This is a genomic window from Bacillota bacterium (assembly GCA_029961055.1).
GTDB lineage: Bacteria > Bacillota > Sulfobacillia > JAIMAT01 > JAIMAT01 > JAIMAT01.
Window position 1 is genome coordinate 61,529 of record JASBVM010000051.1, and the last position, 16,562, is coordinate 78,090.

At 74.8% G+C, this 16,562-nt stretch carries 15 protein-coding genes; 3 read left to right on the forward strand and 12 right to left on the reverse strand.

From position 1 onward, the window contains the following. Nucleotides 1-2: 2 nt before the first annotated feature. From dnaK to QJR14_10825, 7 genes are all read right to left on the reverse strand, one after another. Nucleotides 3-1,877 carry a molecular chaperone DnaK gene (dnaK, locus tag QJR14_10795; protein MDI3318085.1) on the reverse strand — a complete coding sequence of 625 codons (1,875 nt, stop codon included), beginning with the start codon at nt 1,875-1,877 and terminating at the stop codon, nt 3-5. 4 nt (nt 1,878-1,881) lie between these two features. Beyond that, nucleotides 1,882-2,613 carry a nucleotide exchange factor GrpE gene (gene grpE / locus QJR14_10800; protein MDI3318086.1) on the reverse strand — a complete coding sequence of 244 codons (732 nt, stop codon included), beginning with the start codon at nt 2,611-2,613 and terminating at the stop codon, nt 1,882-1,884. Nucleotides 2,614-2,719: 106 nt separating this feature from the next. Then, complete coding sequence (gene hrcA / locus QJR14_10805) at nt 2,720-3,772, reverse strand: heat-inducible transcriptional repressor HrcA (GenBank protein ID MDI3318087.1); 1,053 nt, start codon at nt 3,770-3,772, stop codon at nt 2,720-2,722. A gap of 46 nt (nt 3,773-3,818) precedes the next feature. After that, the gene (gene hemW, locus QJR14_10810; protein MDI3318088.1) at nt 3,819-5,012 is read right to left on the reverse strand and encodes a radical SAM family heme chaperone HemW; all 1,194 of its coding nucleotides are present in this window, start codon (nt 5,010-5,012) and stop codon (nt 3,819-3,821) included. Then, nucleotides 5,009-6,814, reverse strand: coding sequence for a translation elongation factor 4 (gene lepA, locus QJR14_10815; protein ID MDI3318089.1), 1,806 nt, complete (start codon nt 6,812-6,814; stop codon nt 5,009-5,011). Before lepA ends, hemW begins: the two co-directional genes overlap by 4 nt. Before the next feature lie 145 nt (nt 6,815-6,959). After that, nucleotides 6,960-8,243, reverse strand: a complete 1,284-nt coding sequence (locus tag QJR14_10820; GenBank protein MDI3318090.1) for a stage II sporulation protein P — start codon at nt 8,241-8,243, stop codon at nt 6,960-6,962. Between the two features lie 112 nt (nt 8,244-8,355). Then, nucleotides 8,356-8,682 carry a phage holin family protein gene (locus tag QJR14_10825; GenBank protein MDI3318091.1) on the reverse strand — a complete coding sequence of 109 codons (327 nt, stop codon included), beginning with the start codon at nt 8,680-8,682 and terminating at the stop codon, nt 8,356-8,358. Between the two features lie 151 nt (nt 8,683-8,833). On the opposite strand from QJR14_10825, the gene rpsT reads away from it, so the two are divergent. Then, nucleotides 8,834-9,118 (forward strand): 30S ribosomal protein S20, encoded by a 285-nt coding sequence (rpsT, locus tag QJR14_10830; GenBank protein MDI3318092.1) that lies wholly within the window; start codon nt 8,834-8,836, stop codon nt 9,116-9,118. Here rpsT and holA read toward each other — a convergent pair. The 5 genes from holA to QJR14_10855 all read right to left on the reverse strand — a co-directional run bounded on the left by holA (nt 9,081) and on the right by QJR14_10855 (nt 15,415). Further along, complete coding sequence (gene holA, locus QJR14_10835; protein ID MDI3318093.1) at nt 9,081-10,208, reverse strand: DNA polymerase III subunit delta; 1,128 nt, start codon at nt 10,206-10,208, stop codon at nt 9,081-9,083. The genes rpsT and holA overlap by 38 nt on opposite strands. Nucleotides 10,209-10,283: 75 nt before the next feature. Then, on the reverse strand, nt 10,284-12,683 hold the full coding sequence (locus tag QJR14_10840; protein MDI3318094.1) for a ComEC/Rec2 family competence protein: 2,400 nt from the start codon (nt 12,681-12,683) through the stop codon (nt 10,284-10,286). 6 nt (nt 12,684-12,689) lie between these two features. Beyond that, nucleotides 12,690-13,868, reverse strand: coding sequence for a molybdopterin-binding protein (locus QJR14_10845; GenBank protein MDI3318095.1), 1,179 nt, complete (start codon nt 13,866-13,868; stop codon nt 12,690-12,692). A gap of 52 nt (nt 13,869-13,920) precedes the next feature. Then, nucleotides 13,921-14,730 (reverse strand): helix-hairpin-helix domain-containing protein, encoded by an 810-nt coding sequence (locus tag QJR14_10850; GenBank protein ID MDI3318096.1) that lies wholly within the window; start codon nt 14,728-14,730, stop codon nt 13,921-13,923. A 34-nt stretch (nt 14,731-14,764) separates the two neighbouring features. Further along, a complete protein-coding gene (locus QJR14_10855; protein ID MDI3318097.1) occupies nt 14,765-15,415 on the reverse strand; it encodes a manganese efflux pump in 651 nt (216 codons plus the stop codon). A gap of 141 nt (nt 15,416-15,556) precedes the next feature. On the opposite strand from QJR14_10855, the gene QJR14_10860 reads away from it, so the two are divergent. Both QJR14_10860 and QJR14_10865 read left to right on the forward strand, forming a co-directional pair. Next, the gene (locus tag QJR14_10860; GenBank protein ID MDI3318098.1) at nt 15,557-16,276 is read left to right on the forward strand and encodes a DsbA family protein; all 720 of its coding nucleotides are present in this window, start codon (nt 15,557-15,559) and stop codon (nt 16,274-16,276) included. Next, the gene (locus tag QJR14_10865) at nt 16,273-16,461 is read left to right on the forward strand and encodes a hypothetical protein (protein MDI3318099.1); all 189 of its coding nucleotides are present in this window, start codon (nt 16,273-16,275) and stop codon (nt 16,459-16,461) included. The genes QJR14_10860 and QJR14_10865 overlap by 4 nt, the downstream gene beginning before the upstream one ends. Nucleotides 16,462-16,562 lie beyond the last annotated feature (101 nt).

The window sequence follows — 16,562 nt, forward strand, 5'->3', positions numbered from 1 at the left end:
GATCAGCGACCCTCCGTGTCGACGGTGGGACCCCCTTCGGTCCCGGTGGCCTGGCTGCCGGTTCCACCGGCACCGCCCTGCCCCTGCTGGTAGAGGTGCGCCCCCACCTGCATCACCGCCTGGTTCAGCTCCTCGGTGGCGCGCCGGATCTCCTCGGGCTGCTCCGCCGACTGCACCTTCCGGACGGCGTCGATCTTCTCGCGGATCCGCGAGGCCTCGTCCGCCGGCACCTTGTCGCCCAGGTCCTTGAGCGCCTTCTCCGCGGCGTAGACGGCGGCGTCCGCCTCGTTCCGGGCGTTGGCCAGCTCCTGGCGGCGGCGGTCCTCCTCGGCGTGGGCCTCCGCCTCCTTCACCATCCGCTGGATCTCTTCCTCGCTCAGGTTGGAGGAGGCCTGGATGGTGATCTTCTGCTCCCGTCCGGTTCCGCGGTCTTTGGCGGATACCTTCAGGATACCGTTGACGTCGATGTCGAAGGTGACCTCGATCTGGGGCACGCCGCGCGGGGCCGGCGGGATGCCGTCCAGGATGAAGCGGCCGAGGCTCTTGTTGTCGGCGGCCATCTTCCGCTCGCCCTGGAGGACGTGGATCTCCACCTGCGTCTGCCCGTCGGCGGCGGTCGAGAAGACCTGGCTCTTCGAGGTGGGGATGGTCGTGTTCCGCTCGATGATGGGCGTCATCACCCCGCCCAGCGTCTCGATGCCCAGCGTCAGCGGCGTCACGTCCAGCAGGAGGACGTCCTTCACCTCGCCCGCCAGCACGCCCGCCTGGATGGCGGCGCCGATGGCGACCACCTCGTCCGGGTTGATGCCCTTGAACGGCTCCTTGCCGAAGCGGCGGCGGACCGCCTCCTGGACGGCCGGGATCCGCGTGGAGCCGCCCACCAGCAGCACCTTGTCGATCTTGTCCGGGCTGAGGCCCGCGTCGGAGAGCGCCTGCTCCACCGGGCCCATGGTCGCCTCGACCAGGTCGGCGGTCAGCTCCTCGAAGCGCGCCCGGGTCAGCGTCATGTCGAGGTGGAGCGGCCCCTCCGGACCCGCCGTGATGAAGGGCAGGTTGATGGAGGTGGTGGTGGCGCTGGAGAGCTCGATCTTCGCCCGTTCCGCCGCCTCCTTCAGCCGCTGGAGCGCCGTCCGGTCCTTGGAGAGGTCGATGCCGTGCTCGCGCCGGAACTCCTCCACCAGCCAGTCGATGATGCGCTGGTCGAAGTCGTCGCCGCCCAGGTGGTTGTTGCCCGCGGTCGCCTTCACCTCGAAGACGCCCTCGCCCACCTCCAGCAGCGAGACGTCGAAGGTGCCGCCTCCCAGGTCGAAGACCAGGATGGTCTGGTTCCCCTGCTTGTCGAGGCCGTAGGCCAGGGCCGAGGCGGTCGGCTCGTTGATGATGCGCAGCACCTCCAGCCCGGCGATCCGCCCGGCGTCCTTGGTCGCCTGGCGCTGGCTGTCGTTGAAGTAGGCGGGGACGGTGATCACCGCCTGGGTGACGCTCTCGCCCAGGTACGCCTCGGCGTCCGCCTTCAGCTTCTGCAGGATCATGGCCGAGATCTCCTGGGGCGAGTAGAGCTTGTCGTCGATGCGGACGCGCGTGTCGCCGCTCGGCCCCTGCTCGACGCGGTAGGGGACGCGCGCCCGCTCCTCCGCCGTCTCGGCGTAGGTACGGCCCATGAAGCGCTTGATGGAGTAGACCGTCCGCTCGGGGTTGGTCACCGCCTGCCGCTTGGCCAGCTGGCCCACCAGCCGCTCCCCGCTCTTGGTGAAGGCGACCACGGAGGGGGTGAGCCGGCTGCCTTCCGCGTTGGTGATGACCACGGGGTCGCCACCCTCCATGACGGCGACCACGGAGTTGGTCGTGCCCAGATCGATGCCGATCACCTTGCCCACTTGCTCACGCCTCCCCGCTCGTGCTCTCCTCGCCGGGGCCCGGGGCCGCGGCGCCCTCGTCGCCGGCGCCGGCCCCGGCACCCGCTTCCGGGCCGCTGCCCTCCGCTGCGGCCTCTCTTGCGGCGGCCTTCGCCGCCTCCTCCCCCGTCCCGGCGGCGACGGCCACCAGGGCGGGGCGGAGGAGCCGATCCTTCATCCGGTACCCCTTCCGGATCTCCTGGACGATCTCGCCCTCCGGGCGGCCGCTGCCCTCCACGCGCTGGACCGCCTCGTGGACCGCCGGATCGAAGGGCTGGCCGACGCCGGCCACGGCCTCCACGCCCAGGCGGGCGAGCGCCTCCCGCATCTGCCGCAGGGTCAGCTCCACGCCCTGGCGGAGCGCCTCGGCGGAGGAAGCCTGGGAGGCCAGGGCCCGCTCCAGGTTGTCCGCCACCGGCAGCAGCTCCAGCACCGCCGCGGCCACCCCGTCCGCCTTCCAGCGGCTCTGCTCCTGGAACATCCGTCTCCGGTAGTTGTCGAAGTCGGCCTTCAGGCGCCGGGCGGTCTCCAGGTATTCTGCCGCCTGCGCCCGGACCTGCTCCAGCTCCCGTTCGAGCGCGCCGGCGTCCGGCCTCTCCTCGGCGGCCTCGGGTTCGCCCCCGGTCGCCTCGGGCTCGCCCCCGGCCGTATCCTGCGCCTCCGGACGGCCGCCGGGGGCGCTCCGCTCGTCGTCCAGCTGCTCCTCTCGCTGCTCCATCGCCACCCCATCCCCGTCGAGTTGGGCAGATCGCGGCCCGCTCCGCCGGCGGGCCGCGACCGATCGGGAGCCGGGCCGGGGAACCGGCCCCGGCTTCCCCGGAGGATCAGAGGATCCGTTCCAGCGCCGACTCCAGGCGTCGGGTCACCTCGTCCACCGCCGTCATCACCAGGGCGTAGTCCATCCGGCGCGGCCCGACCACGCCCACGCGGCCCAGCGGAGCGCCGCCGGCCGCGTAGGGCGCGCTCACCATGCTGAAGGGCTGGGCCGCCGCCAGCGGCAGCTCGCGGCCGATGGCGACGCTGACGCCGTGCTCGGGCATCCAGGCGCCCGCGCCCAGGAGCTCCACCAGGCTCTCCTGCTGCTCCAGCAGCCCCAGGAGAAGGTGAACCATGCCCAGGTCGCGGAACTCCGGCTGCCGGAGCAGGCTGCGCACCCCGTAGAGGACGACCCGGAAGCCGCGGCTCCCGCTCTCTTCCTCGTCCAGCGACTCCAAGAGTACTCGAAGGACCTGCCGGAAGCGACCGACCTCGTTCTCGAGGTGGCGCAGCAGGCCGCCGGAGATCTCGTGCAGGGTGAGGCCGGCCAGCGTGCGGGTCAGGAGCTCGGAGAGCGCCTCCAGCTCCTCGGCGGAACCCGCCTCCTCGCCCGGATCCAGCTCCACCAGGCGATGGTCGACCACGCCTTCCTCGCTGACCAGGATGAGGACCGTCCGCCCGGCCTCGCCCGGGAGGAGGTGGACGGCGTGAAGGCGGAGCTGGGCCAGCCGCGGCGCCGTCACCAGCGAGAGGCAGTCGGTCATCTCCGCCAGCACCCGCGCCGCATGCTGCATCAACGCCTCCACCCGCCGGGCCCGCAGCTCCAGGAGCGAGCCGGCCTGCTCCCCGATCCAGCTGCCCAGCGGCTTCTCCGGCGGGTCGAGCAGGAAGTCGACGAAATACCGGTACCCCTTGTCCGAGGGAACCCTGCCCGCCGAGGTGTGCGGCTGCTCGAGAAAGCCGGCCTCTTCGAGGTCGGCCATCTCGTTCCGCACGGTGGCCGGGCTGAGGCCGGCCAGGTATTTGCGCGCCACCGTGCGCGAAGCCACCGGCTCCGCGCTGCGCACGTAGTCCTGCACGATGGCCTTCAGAATCTGGCGGCTCCGTTCGCGCAAGGCCACCACCCCGTCGCTCAGACCCGAGTTTAGCACTCGGATGGGAGGAGTGCTAAGAGGCGGGCGGCAGGAACTCCTCCATCACCCGGTTGGCGAGGAAGCACCCCTCCTCCGTCAGCCGCAGCCGCCCCCGCCGGAGCTCCGCGAGGCCGGTGGAGAGGGCGCGCTCCAGGGCGCCCGGGAAGGCTTCCTCCAGCGGGAGGCCGAAGCGGCGGCGGAAGGCGTCCAGGTCGACGCCGCGACGGAGGCGGAGCCCGAGGATGACCGCGTCGCTGGCCGCCCGCAGCGGGTCCAGCTGGCCGATCCGGCGGGGCGGCGGCCCCCCCGCCTCCACCGCGGCCATCCAGCCCTCGACGTCGCCGGTGTCGGTCCACTCCAGGCCGCCCAGGCGCGAGGCGGCGCCGGGGCCCAGCCCCAGCCACTCCTCCGTCCGCCAGTAGAGCAGGTTATGCCGCGAGGCGAAACCGGGCCGTGCCCAGTTGGAGATCTCCACCTGCTCGTAGCCGGCCTCGGCCAGGCGGTGCCGTGCGAGGTCGTACATGTCGGCCACCTCCTCGTCGTCCGGGAGGGCCAGCCGGCCCGCCGCGTGGAGGCGGCCGAAGGCGGTCCCGGGCTCCAGCTCCAGCGCGTAGGCGGAGAGGTGCGGGAAACCCAGCTCGATCGCCGCCTCGAGGCTCTCCTCCCAGGCCGCCCGGTCCTGGCCGGGCAGGCCGAACATCAGGTCGGCGTTCAGCCGGTCCAGACCCGCCCGGCGGGCGAGCTCCACGGCCCGTCGCACCTCCGCGGCCCCGTGGCGGCGGCCCAGCCGGCGGAGGATCTCGGGCTGCCAGGCCTGGACCCCCAGGGAGAGCCGGTTGACACCCTGCCGGGCGAACGCCTCCAGCCTCTCCTCGTCCAGCGACTCGGGGTTGGCCTCCACCGTCACCTCCGCGTCCGGTTGCCAGGTGAAGTGGCGGCGGAGGAGCCCGAAGAGCCGCTCGATCTGGTCCGGACGGAGGACCGAGGGGGTGCCGCCGCCGACGTAGAGGCTGGCGGCGGCCCGGCCGGCCACCAGCGGCGCCAGCTCGGCCGCCTCCCGCTCCAGGGCGCCCAGGAAGCGCTCCACCAGCCCCGGCCGCAGCGGGCGCAGGACGAAGTCGCAGTAGGTGCAGCGGTGGTGGCAGAAAGGGATGTGGACGTAGAGGCCCCAGGCCGGCACCAGCGCCGGCGCGGCCAGGAGCTCCGTCCCCTGCCCCGCCGCGTTCACGACCGCTCGTCCCGGGCGGAGGCGCCCAGGACCGCGAGGAAGGCTTCCTGCGGGATCTCCACGCGGCCCACCTGCTTCATCCGCTTCTTTCCCTCGCGCTGCTTCTCCAGGAGCTTCCGCTTGCGGGTGACGTCGCCGCCGTAGCACTTGGCCAGCACGTCCTTGCGCAGCGCCCGGATGGTCTCGCGGGCGACGATCCGCCCGCCGACGGCCGCCTGGACCGGCACCTCGAACTGCTGGCGCGGGATCAGCTCCCGCAGCCGCCGCGCCAGCTCGCGCCCGCGCTCCTCGGCGCGGGAGCGGTGGACGATGAGGGAGAGCGCGTCGACCGGCTCGCCGTTGACCAGCACCTCCAGCTTGACCAGGTCCGAGGGCTCGTAGCCGTCCAGCCGGTAGTCGAGGGTCGCATACCCGCGCGTCCGCGACTTGAGCACGTCGAAGAAGTCGAACATGATCTCGGCCAGCGGCAGCCGGTACTCCAGGCGCGCCCGCCGCGCGTCGGGGTACTCCATGGTCAGGAAGCTCCCGCGGCGGTCGTGGCAGAGCTCCATCACCGCGCCCACGAACTCCGCCGGCGTGAAGATCTCCGCGTGCACGTAGGGCTCCGCCGTCTCCACGATGCGCGACCGGTCCGGCCACTTGGCCGGGTTCTCCACCCGCACCTCGCTCCCGTCGCTCAGCCGGACCCGGTAGGCGACGCTGGGCGCGGTGGTGATCAGGCTCAGGCCGAACTCCCGTTCGAGCCGCTCCTGGACCACGTCCATGTGCAGCAGCCCCAGGAAGCCGCACCGGAACCCGTTCCCCAGCGCGGCGGAGCTCTCCGGCTCGAAGGAGAGGGCGGCGTCGTTCAGCTGGAGCTTCTCCAGCGCCTCCCGCAGCGCGTCCACGTCCTCCGCCTCCACCGGGTAGAGGCCGGCGAAGACCATGGGGAGGGCGGGCCGGTAGCCGGGGAGCGGCTCCGCCGCCGGCCGGTCGGCGAGGGTGACGGTGTCGCCCACGCCCAGCTCGCGGATGTTCTTGATGCCGGCGGCCAGATAGCCGACCTCGCCGGCCTCCAGCTGGTCCGACGGGCTCATGGCCGGCGTGAAGACGCCCACCTCGCTCACCTCACCGCCGGTGCCGCGCTGCATCAGCCGGATGCGGTCGCCCACGCGGACCCGCCCCGAGAAGAGGCGGACGTAGGCGATCGCCCCCCGGTAGGCGTCGAACTTGGAGTCGAAGATGAGCGCGCGCAGGGGTTCCTCCGGGCTGCCTCCGGGCGGCGGGATGCGCTGCACCACCGCCTCCAGCACCTCGTCGACGCCGATCCCCAGCTTGGCCGAGACCAGGAGCGGCTCGTCGCGTTCGAAGCCCAGCTCCTCCAGCTGCGCCCGCACCCGGTCGGGATCGGCGCTGGGCAGGTCGATCTTGTTGATCACCGGCACCACCGCGAGGCGGTGGTCCAGCGCCAGGTAGAGGTGGGCCAGCGTCTGCGCCTGCACCCCCTGGGTGGCGTCGACCACCAGGAGCGCTCCCTCGCAGGCGGCCAGCGCCCGCGAGACCTCGTAGGCGAAGTCGACGTGGCCGGGCGTGTCGATGAGGTTGAGCTCGTACTCCCCTCCGTCGCGGGCGCGGTAGAGGAGCCGGACCGCCTGCGCCTTGATGGTGATGCCGCGCTCGCGCTCCAGCTCCATCTGGTCCAGCACCTGGTCCACCATCTTGCGCGCGGGGATGGTGCCGGTCCGCTCGAGAAGCCGGTCGGCCAGCGTCGACTTGCCATGGTCGATATGGGCGATGATCGAGAAGTTCCGGATCCGCTTCATCCGCCCGACTTCCTCCCCCCGGTCCCCAGCCTTCCACTATAGGGGAAACGGCGGAGGGTCCGGGCGTCCGGACGCCGGCGCGCGGGGGAGACGGCCCGGTCGCCTCGACCGGGCCGGGCCGTCCCCCTTTCCGTCCCCTTCTCTTCTACGGAAGGAGCCCTTGCTGGCGGAGCACCTGCGCGATCGCCCGGGCGAGGAAGCCCGCCGTCCGGAACTCCTCGGGCAGCGTGTTCTCCTGCCCGCCCACCTCGACCAGCGCCGAGTGCGGCAGCAGGTGCTGGTTGTACCGTGCCTTGGCGGCGAAGGTGAGCGGGTCGGGGTCGCCGTCGTCCAGCTGGCGGACGATGTCGGGGCTGCCCGGGTCGGCCGGCGCCGCCTGCCGCAGCGCCTGCGCCAGCGCGTCCTCGAAGGCCCGGTCCTGGGCGGCGTACGGGTTGGGAAGCTGGGGCGTCCCCGTCGCCCAGACGAAGAGGACCCGGGCGGTCGCCTTGCCCCCCACCAGCGTGGTGGTCGCCTGGCGGGCCGCCGCGTCGCGGTGCAGGTCGACCAGGACCCGCACCGACGGATACTTCTTCAGCGCCTCCCTCACTCCCGCCTCGCTCACCGCGTACGCCCCGTCCCGCCCGCCGGCGTCGAAGAGGGTGCGCAGGTGGAGGACCGGCACGCCGTACTGCTGCTGGAGGAGGGCGGCCAGCTCGTCGCCCACGGCCACCACGTCCTTGCTCCGATCCTGGGTGAAGGGGCTGCCGGCCGCCGCGGGGCCCAGGGCGGGGTCGAACGACTCGCTGGCGTGCGTGTGGTAGATCAGCACCACCGGCGCCTGGGAGGGCTGGACCGCCTGGGGTGGACGGACGCGGCTGACGTCCGGTTCCGGCGCCGGCCGCGTGGGCGGGTGGATCTCGGGGACGCCGTGGGAGAGCTCCTCCGGGTCCAGCTCGGCCATGGCCGGGACCTGGAGGTAGAGGGCGGTGACCGGCCGCGTGGGATGGAAGCCGCCCAGGAGCCAGACCGCCCAGTCCAGGAGGCGGTCGGGCTGCCAGAGCAGCCGTCCCGCCCGGTCGAAGACATCCAGGAAGGGAAGGCCCAGGCGGACCAGCGCCTCCAGCCAGGGCGGGCTCGCCTGGATCCCGTGCGAGAGGGCGGGTTCGCTCTCCCCGGATGCCGCCGGGGAGCCTGTCCTGTCCGCGTTGGCGACGGCTCCCGGCCGGGGCACCAGCGCCCCCGGCTGGGGCAGAAGCCCCACCGCCGGGCCTGTCGCCACGAGCATCGCGGCCGCGAAGGTGACGGAGAGCAGCCAGGCCAGGAAGGCGGTGCCCGCCCCGCCCCGCCGGGCCCGCCCCGGCCGGCGCCGCCTGCGAGGAAGCCGCACCCTCCACCCGCCCCCCCGCCCCCAGCGCAGCCCGACGACCGCGATCCGCCATCGGTCCATCCCCATCCCCCTCGCGCTATCGCTATGCGCGGGTGGGACAGGTCATGCCCCGCCCGGGTCCCGCCCGGCGGGGCCGGGACGGGTGCCGGGAAGGGAGGCGGCGGCGGTCGTCTCAGCGGAGCTGGGTGGGGACGAAGATGTCGACCGCGCCGATGATCAGGCTGGCCAGGAGGGCGCCGAGGATGGAGACGTGCATGGTCGGGACGACGAACTGGGCACCCCAGATGACGACGGCACCGACGACGAAGCCGACGATGCCGCGCGCGTACTGGCTGTTCCGCTCACCCAGCAGCGACTCGATGACGTAGCCGACCAGGGCGATCACCACGGCGGCCAGGAGCGCGTTCCAGAAGCCCCGGATGACGAAGCCGGGCAGGATCGCGCTCAGGATCAGCAGGACCACCGCGGAGACGACGAAGCGGATGATCATTCCCAGCATGGGCAACGCACCTCCCGCTACGGCGATAGACTCTCCCCGGCGGGAACCGGCTATACCGCCGCGGGGCGCGCTCCGCTCCTTCCTTGCCGGCGGCGGCGGGCTCTGTTAGAATGCGGCGCGGGTTTCGGCGGGAAGCGAGGTGAGTCGTGCTGTGGCCAACATCAAGTCGGCGAAGAAACGGATCGAGCTGGAGCGGAAGGCGACGCTCCGCAACCGCGCCGGTCGCTCGCGCGCCCGGACGGCGGTCCGACGCTTCCGCGAGGCCCTTGCCGCGGGCGACCGGGCCCAGGCCGAGCTGAAGCTGCGCCAGGCGATCGCGGTGCTGGATCGGGTGGCGCAGAAGGGGATCCTCCACCCGAACGCGGCGGCGCGTCGCAAGTCGCGGATCACGCGGGCGTTCAACGACTTCCTGAAGCGGAACGCCGAGGCGAGCTGAGCGCGATCCGCGCCAGCGCCAGCTCCGCCGCCTCCGACTCTTCCCGCCGACCGGTCTTGACGGCCAGGTCGGCTTCTTCTATGGCCCGGAGCGCCTCCAGGAGCCTGCGCGCGTCCACCAGGCGCGCCTGCTCCGTCACCTTCCGCAGCACGTAGGGATGGACGCCCACGGCGGCGGCCGGGTCGCGCCCGTCCCGCTGCGCGGCCTGGAGCTGGCCGATCAGCCGGAATTGCCGCGCGACCAGCGCCAGCAGCCGGGCGGGCGGCTCCCCCTCCGCCTGCAGCCGCCGGAAGAGGCGCAGGGCGCGACCGGCTCCCCCTTCCACCACCGCGTCGACGAGCTCGAAGACGGAGGCCTCCTGGCGGAGCGGGGTCAGCCGGAGAAGCGCCTCCGTGTCGATGGGGGCGCCCGGTTCCAGCGCCACGTCCAGCTTCTCCAGCTCGTGGACGAGGCCGTCCAGCCCGCCCGCCACCCGTTCCCCCAGCAGCAGGGCCGCCTCCGGCGCCAGCCTCCGGCCGCGCCGCCTGCACCAGGCGCGGGCCGCCTCGGCCAGCTGGGCCCCCTGGAGGGGCGCGGCCTCCAGCACCCTGCCCCGCTCCACGAGCAGCCGGACCAGCCGCTTCCTGCGGTCGGGTTCGCCCGAGGGCTCCAGCAGGAGGACGGTCGGGGAGGGGGCGGGGGCCGTGGCCAGGTAGCGCTCGAGCGCCGCCATCTCCGCCTCCGAGGGGGCCGTCTCCAGCCAGGCCGGTCCCTCCACCACCAGAAGCTGCCGGCTGGCGCCCAGAGGAAGCCAGCGCGCCTGGCGAAGGAGCTCGCCCAGGGCGAGCTCCCTGCCGTCCAGGCGCCGGTGGCCGAGCGCCGCCTGGGCCGGGTCCCTCAGCCCCAGCGCCTCCAGGAGCGCCTCCTCCAGCCTCCGGACGAGGGAGCGTTCCGCGCCGTAGGCGAGGTAGAGGGGCGCGGGCCCGCGTCCCCGGATCTCCTCGAGCAGCTCTTCCAGGCTTTCCAGGGCGGAGCCGGCCGGACCCCGCCGCGCCCGCGACCGCGAGAGGCCCCGCCCGCCCTGCCCAGCCCTCGAGCTCGTCCCCGGCATGCGCTTCCTCCCGTCGCCCCATTATCGCACCGGTTCGGACTCCCGCCGCCCCGCCCCCGGCCGCCTCCCGCCCTCTCACTCCCCCGCCGCCTCCCGGCGGTGCATCGCCTCCAGCCTCCATCCCTCCGGCAGGCGGCGGGCGCGGACCGCGCCGTCCCGGTCGGTCCGCCAGATCCGCGCGCCCGTCTGGCGGAGCCGCTCCAGCGTTCCGCGGGCGGGGTGGCCGTACCGGTTGGGCCCCACCGAGACCACCGCCTCGCGCGGATGGAGCGCCTCCAGCCAGCGCCGGGAGCTGGAGCCGGCAGAGCCGTGGTGGGCCACCTTCAGGATCTGGCCTCGGATCCGGCCCGCCCGGTCGAGAAGCCGCGCCTCGCCCTCCGCGGGGAGATCGGCGGTCATCAGGAGGCTGGGAACGCCCTCGCCCGCCTCCCCCGTCCCGGCCGGCGGCTCCGTCTCCGCCCGCCCGCCCGCGGACGGGAAGAGCAGCTCCAGAACCATCGAGCGGTCGTTCTGCTCCCAGGCCAGCTGCCGGCTCCGGGGCGGGTTGAGGACGCGGATGCGGAGACCGGGTCGTTCGGCCACCCAGCCTTCCTCCACGTGGCGGAGCGGGATCCCCCGCTCCCCCGCCAGCCGGACCGCCTCGGCCAGGAGGCGGTCGCCCGCCACGGGCGGGTCGCCCAGCCAGATCTCCCCCACCGGCAGCGCGCGGAGCAGCTCCGGCAGGCCGCCGGCGTGATCGGCGTCCGCGTGGCTGACCGCCACCGCGTCCAGACGGCGGAGGCGCATCCGGCGCAGGATCTCCGCCGTGCCCGGCGCCCGGTCCGGCCCGGCGTCCACGAGGAGGGTGAAACCGTCCGGCATGCGCACGAGCGCCGCATCGCCCTGCCCGACGGCGAGGAAGAGGACCTCCGGCACCGCCGGGCGGGGGGCCGAGGGGACGAACCAGAGGAGGAGCGCCACGCCCCCCGCCGCCAGCGTACCGGCCAGGAGCGCCCGGCGCAGGCCCAGGCCGCCCGGCCAGCCGGCCGCCAGCGCCCAGGCCCCGGCCAGCGCGGCGTACCAGGGAAGCGCGGCCCAGCCCGGGGGCGGAAGGAGCCGCTCGGCGCCGGGCAGCGCCGCACCCGCCTCCACCAGCAGGCGGAGCCACCGGGCGAGGAGGCCGGCAGGGGCCAGCGCCGGCGCGAACAGCGGGTGGAGCGAGGCGAGCAGCAGCCCGGCCAGCCCGTAAGGCAGCAGGAGGCCCACCAGCGGCCCGGCCGCCAGGTTGAGGAGCGGCCCCCAGGGACCGGCGCGGCCGAAGCGGTCGGCCAGCAGGGGCGCCACCGCCGCCTGGGCCGCCAGGGAGACCAGCAGCCCCTGCACGAGCCAGCGCAGGGGTCGCGCCAGGCCGCTCCGCCCGGCGCGCTCCAGGAGCGGGCGCGCGGCCAGGATCCCGGCCGTGGCCGCGAAGGAGAGCTGGAGCCCCAGCTCGCCCGCCCGCTCGGGCCGGCTTCCCGTCAGCAGAAGGTAGGCCAGGGCCAGGGCCGAGCCGGCGTGCGGCCGCCTGCCGAGGACGGCCGCCCCGCGGAAGGCGAGCGCCATCACCGCCGCCCGCCAGACCGGCGCCTCCCCGCCGGTCAGCGCCGCGTAGCCGACCAGCCCTCCCGCCAGCCCCAGCCAGCGCGCCGCCAGGCCCCAGCGGCGCCAGGGCAGCTCCAGCCACGGGAGCAGGAAGCCGACGTGCAGGCCGCTGACCGAGAGGAGGTGGACGAGGCCGGTCAGCTGGAAGGCTTCCTCCAGCCCGGCGTCCACGCCGGAGCGGTCGCCGAGGAGGAGCGAGGCGACGACGGCCGCTTCCTGGGCAGGAAGCGAGCGTTCCAGCACCTCCACCGCGCTCGCCCGGAGTGCCGCCGCGGCTCGACCTGCCTCCGCGCCGAGCCTTCCCCAGGCGCTTCCTCCGGCGAGAAGGCGGGGGCGCCCCTCCACCTCGAAGCGCGCCCGGACGCCCCGGCCGGCCAGCTCCCGGCGCGGATCGAGGCCGCCCGGGTTGTCCGGGCCCCGCGGGAAGAGGAGCCGGCCGCAGAGCCGGAGGCGGTCGCCCGGGGCCGGCGCCTCGCCGCCCCGCCAGCGCGCCTCGGCCCGCCCGTTCCACGAGGTGGCAGCCGCCGGGAAGCGGAGTGTCGCCTCCACGCTCCGCTCCCCCAGGCTGGCGCTCTCCACCCGGGCCACGGCGCAGCGCCGCGCCTCCAGCCGCTCCAGCTCGGACGGCCCGGGCAGCGCGCCGAGCCGGGCGGCCACCAGCAGCAGGCCGAGCGCCAGCGCAGCCAGGCCGAGCGCCGCCCCCGACCGCCACCGGACGGCGACCGCCCCCGCCGTCGCCATCAGAAGGAGCAGGGCTGCCGCCAACCCGGGCTCGGGCTCCGGCCGGAGCCCGATCCCGAGCAGTCCGGCGATCGCCCAGCCGCCGGCCATCCAGACCAGGGGTGCCGGCGGCATCGCCGCTCAGGACGCGGGCAGGCTCCGGCGGAGCCGGTCCAGGGCGGCCAGCACCGCGCCCTGCTCGGGGCCGCCCGTGCTCAGGGGCCGGACGCGACGGACGGCCTCCGGCGAAAGCTCCGCCTGCTCCGGCTCGAGCAGGGCGACCGCCGCCAGCTCGCCCAGCGGCGGCCGGGCCGAACGCGCCTCGGCCGCCAGGGCGACCAGCACCGCCCGGGCCCGCGGCGCGCGGCGGCGGATCGCCCCGGCCATCTCCTGCAGGGCCTCCACCGGGTCGCCCGCCGGCGCCGGCCGGATCTCCACCGCCGCCAGGCGCTCCTCGGGCAGCCGCGGCGCCAGCGCGGCCGCCAGCTGCCCCCTCGTCCCGGCCTCGGCCAGCGCCCACACCCCGGGCGCGGCCGCCATCCGGGTCGCGGCCAGATCCTCCAGGCTCTCCTCGTCGACACCCCAGACGTACGCGCCCAGGCGGCGGCGAATCTCGGCCTCCGTCCGCGCCAGGAGCCGCTGCGCCTCCTCCGGCGTCCCCTTGACGGCGATCCGCACCTCCACCCCGGTCGGCTTGGCGTAGGTGGCCACGCTGGGGTTGGCCCGGCTGGTCAGATCGGAGAGCCGCTCCGCCACCAGCGACTCGCCCAGTCCGGTCAGCTTCAGGCGCCTGCGCAGCAGGGAGACGCCGCTCCGGCCGCGGAGCCGAGGCTCCACCTCCCGGCTCCACATGGCCCGCATCTCCCGGGGCACGCCGGGGAGGAGCACCAGCACCCGGCCGTCACGCTCCACCCACCAGCCCGGGGCGGTCCCCATCGGGTTCGGCAGGAAGCGGGCGGAGGGGATCCGCTCCGCCTGGCGCTCGTTGCTGAGCGGCAGCCCCAGCCGCTGCCGCAGCGCCCGCTGGCGCTCGAGCTCCGCCTCGTCCACCCTCCGCTCCTCGCCCAGGAAGCCGGCCACCGCCTCCCGGGTGACGTCGTCGTCGGTGGGTCCCAGCCCGCCGCTGGCCACGATCAGGTCCGACCGCCCCCAAGCCAGTTCCAGGAGCTGGCGGAGCCGGGCAGGGTTGTCGCCCACCTGGCTCACCCAGAAGCAGTCGACGCCCAGCTCGGCCAGCCGCCCGGCCAGCCAGGCCGCGTTGGTGTCCACGATCTCGCCCAGGAGAAGCTCCGTGCCGACCGAGAGGATCTCCCCCCGCACCCTCCCACCCCCGCCGCCAGTCTACAGCCTCTCCCCGCCCGCCCCGGCCGGCTCAGGGGGGACCGACGCGGACCCGGCTGCGCAGCTCCTCGAGGAGCGCCGGCCCGATCCCCCGCACTTCCAGCAGCTCGTCGACGGAGCGGAAGCCGCCCCGCGCCTCCCGCAGGGCCACGATCGCCTGGGCCCGGGCGGGCCCGATCCCCGGCAGCCGGTCCAGCTCCTCGGCGGTGGCCCGGTTCAGGTCCAGCCGGCCCCCCGCCTGGGTCCCGCCCGCCGGGCCGGCGGAGGCGGCTCCCCCCTCGCCCGTGGCAGGCCACCCGCCGGGGGCCGCCGCTCCGGGGGGTGCAGCCGCCACACCCGCGCCGGGGTCGCTGGAGAGGACGGGCCAGCCGGGGAACCGCGCCGCTTCCTGGCGCGTGGGCACGGTGACGCGCACCCCGTCCGCCAGCGGCGCGGCCAGGTTGAGGAGGTCGGCGGCCGCCTGGTCGGTCGGGCCGCCGGCGGCCTCCAGCGCCTCGCCCAGGCGGGCCCCTTCGTGCAGCGGGTAGAGACCCGGTCGCCTGACGGCCCCCGCGACGTGGACCCAGAGGAGAGCGCCCCGGGAGCCGCCGGAGCTGCCGCCCGCATCGCCCGGGCCGCCCTCCGGCGTTTGCACCTCCCCCGGAGACGAGCTCGGCGGCCTCCCCGACCCGGGGTGCCCGCTCCCGTCCTGGCCGGCCGACCCGTCGCGCCACTCGAGGCCCGCGGCACCACGCCCGGCGCCCTGGGCGGGCGACCCGGCCCGCACCCACCAGAGGCCCGCGGCGGCCAGCAGGAGGAGCAGGGCGACGCCCGCCGCCGGTCCCCGAACCGTTCTCGGCACGTTCTCGCCCCGTCTTCCATATTATCCCACGCGCTCAGACATTGGAAGTTCCTAGGAGGTTGACCAGCCCGAGGGCGAGGAGGAGGAGGCCGCCCCACCACTCCGCAGCCAGGCTCCAGCGCCGCCCCAGGCGAAGCAGGGGGCGCCCGGCCAGGAGCGCCAGGTAGCTGAAGAGGGCCGTGGCCACGCCGGTCGGCAGGATGGGGAGCCCCATCAGGCCGGCGCCGGCCCCCGCCGCCAGGTTGTTGGCCGAGAGGGCGGCGCCCAGGAGGAGGACCTCCGCTCCCTCGATCCGCCCGGAGAGATTCTGGTCGGCCTCCTCGGGGTAGCGGAGGATCCGGATCACCAGGCCGAGGCGGGCGAGCCGGAGCTCCTTCCCCTCCTCGGGCAGGCGGCGGGCGGCGCTCTGGACCAGGGAAGCCGCGCCGATGACGGTCAGCAGCGCGCCACCCAGGCGGTCGGCCAGGCCGATGGAGAGCCAGCCGCCCACCAGTGAGCCCAGCAACATGCCACCGGCCATGGTCAGGCCGCCCATCAGCGAGATGACCAGGTTGGCGGCCCAGCCGATGCGGATGCGCCTCACCGCGTAGGCGACGCCGGCCACCAGGTTGTCGGCGTTGGTCGCAAGGGCGAAGAGCAGGAGGTCCGCCCACAGGTGAAGCGGCCCGAAGGCGGGCGGTCTCACGTTTCCCGACACCCTCTCGCGCGCACCTGCAGGGTATGCGGCGGCGCCGGAGGATGCCTTGCCGGCCGACCGGGGTCGCCCCCCGGGCGCGGGGTGGTGAGAATGAAAGTCGGCAACGTTTTGATATGCTTCGAAATGGAGGTGGCAGCTGTGGATCCCGGCCTCGAGCTCGAGGTGATCTTCTTCCATGACGTGCTCTGCGCCTGGTGTTACGCGGTCACTCCCCGCCTGGAGCGGCTCGCCGGGGACCTGGCGCAGGAGGGCGTCGCCGTGCGGATCGAGCACCGCTCCTTCGCGCTGGCGCCCGAGGCGGCGGACCTGGAGCGGATGTTCGGCTCGCAGGAGGCGGCCAAGCGCGAGATCCTGAACCACTGGCGGGCGGCGAACGCCAACGACGACGAGCACAGGATCCGCGCGGATCGGATGGCCGAGCGACCCTTCCCCTACCCGTATTCGACGCCGGGCCTGCTGGCCTGCCAGGCGGCGGCGATCCTCGAGGGGAACGAGGGTCACCGGCGGTACTTCGCCCGCGTCCAGCGGGCGCACCTGACGGAGTGCCTGGACATCAACGACCGGGAGGTGCTCCTCGCCTGCGCGGAGGAGACCGGTTTCGACCGTGCCGCCTTCGCCCGCGCCATGGAGAGCGACGAGGCCCGTCGCCGGCTGGAGGCCGACCTGGCGCTGGCACGCGACTGGGGGATCACGGGCGTGCCGGCCATGGTGCTCGACCGCCGCTGGCTGGTGGTCGGCGCCCAGCCCTACGACCGGCTGAAGGCCGCTTTCCAGCAGGTGCTGGCGGAGCGGAACGGGGGGCAGCCGGTGGCGGCTGCCGACCCGGAAGCGGGAGGTGAGCGCAGATGAGCGGCCCCCGGGAAGATCGCCTGCCCGATGCCGCCGTCACCCGGCAAGACGGCCAGGGCACGCCTGCGGCTCGGCCCTCCAAGCCCCTGCTCCTCGTGGGGGAGGAGGGGGCGACCTGCGACTGGGAGAGCGGGAGCTGCAGCTTCGACCCGCCCCTCTCCCCGGACGGCTCCCAGGCCGGGTAGCGTCCTCCGGTCGGAGGAGCCTTCCGCCGCGGGTGCCCCTCGATGGAGAATGCGGCTTGGGAGCTGCCGTGACCGCGGTCGGCACGGACGAGCCCACCCGG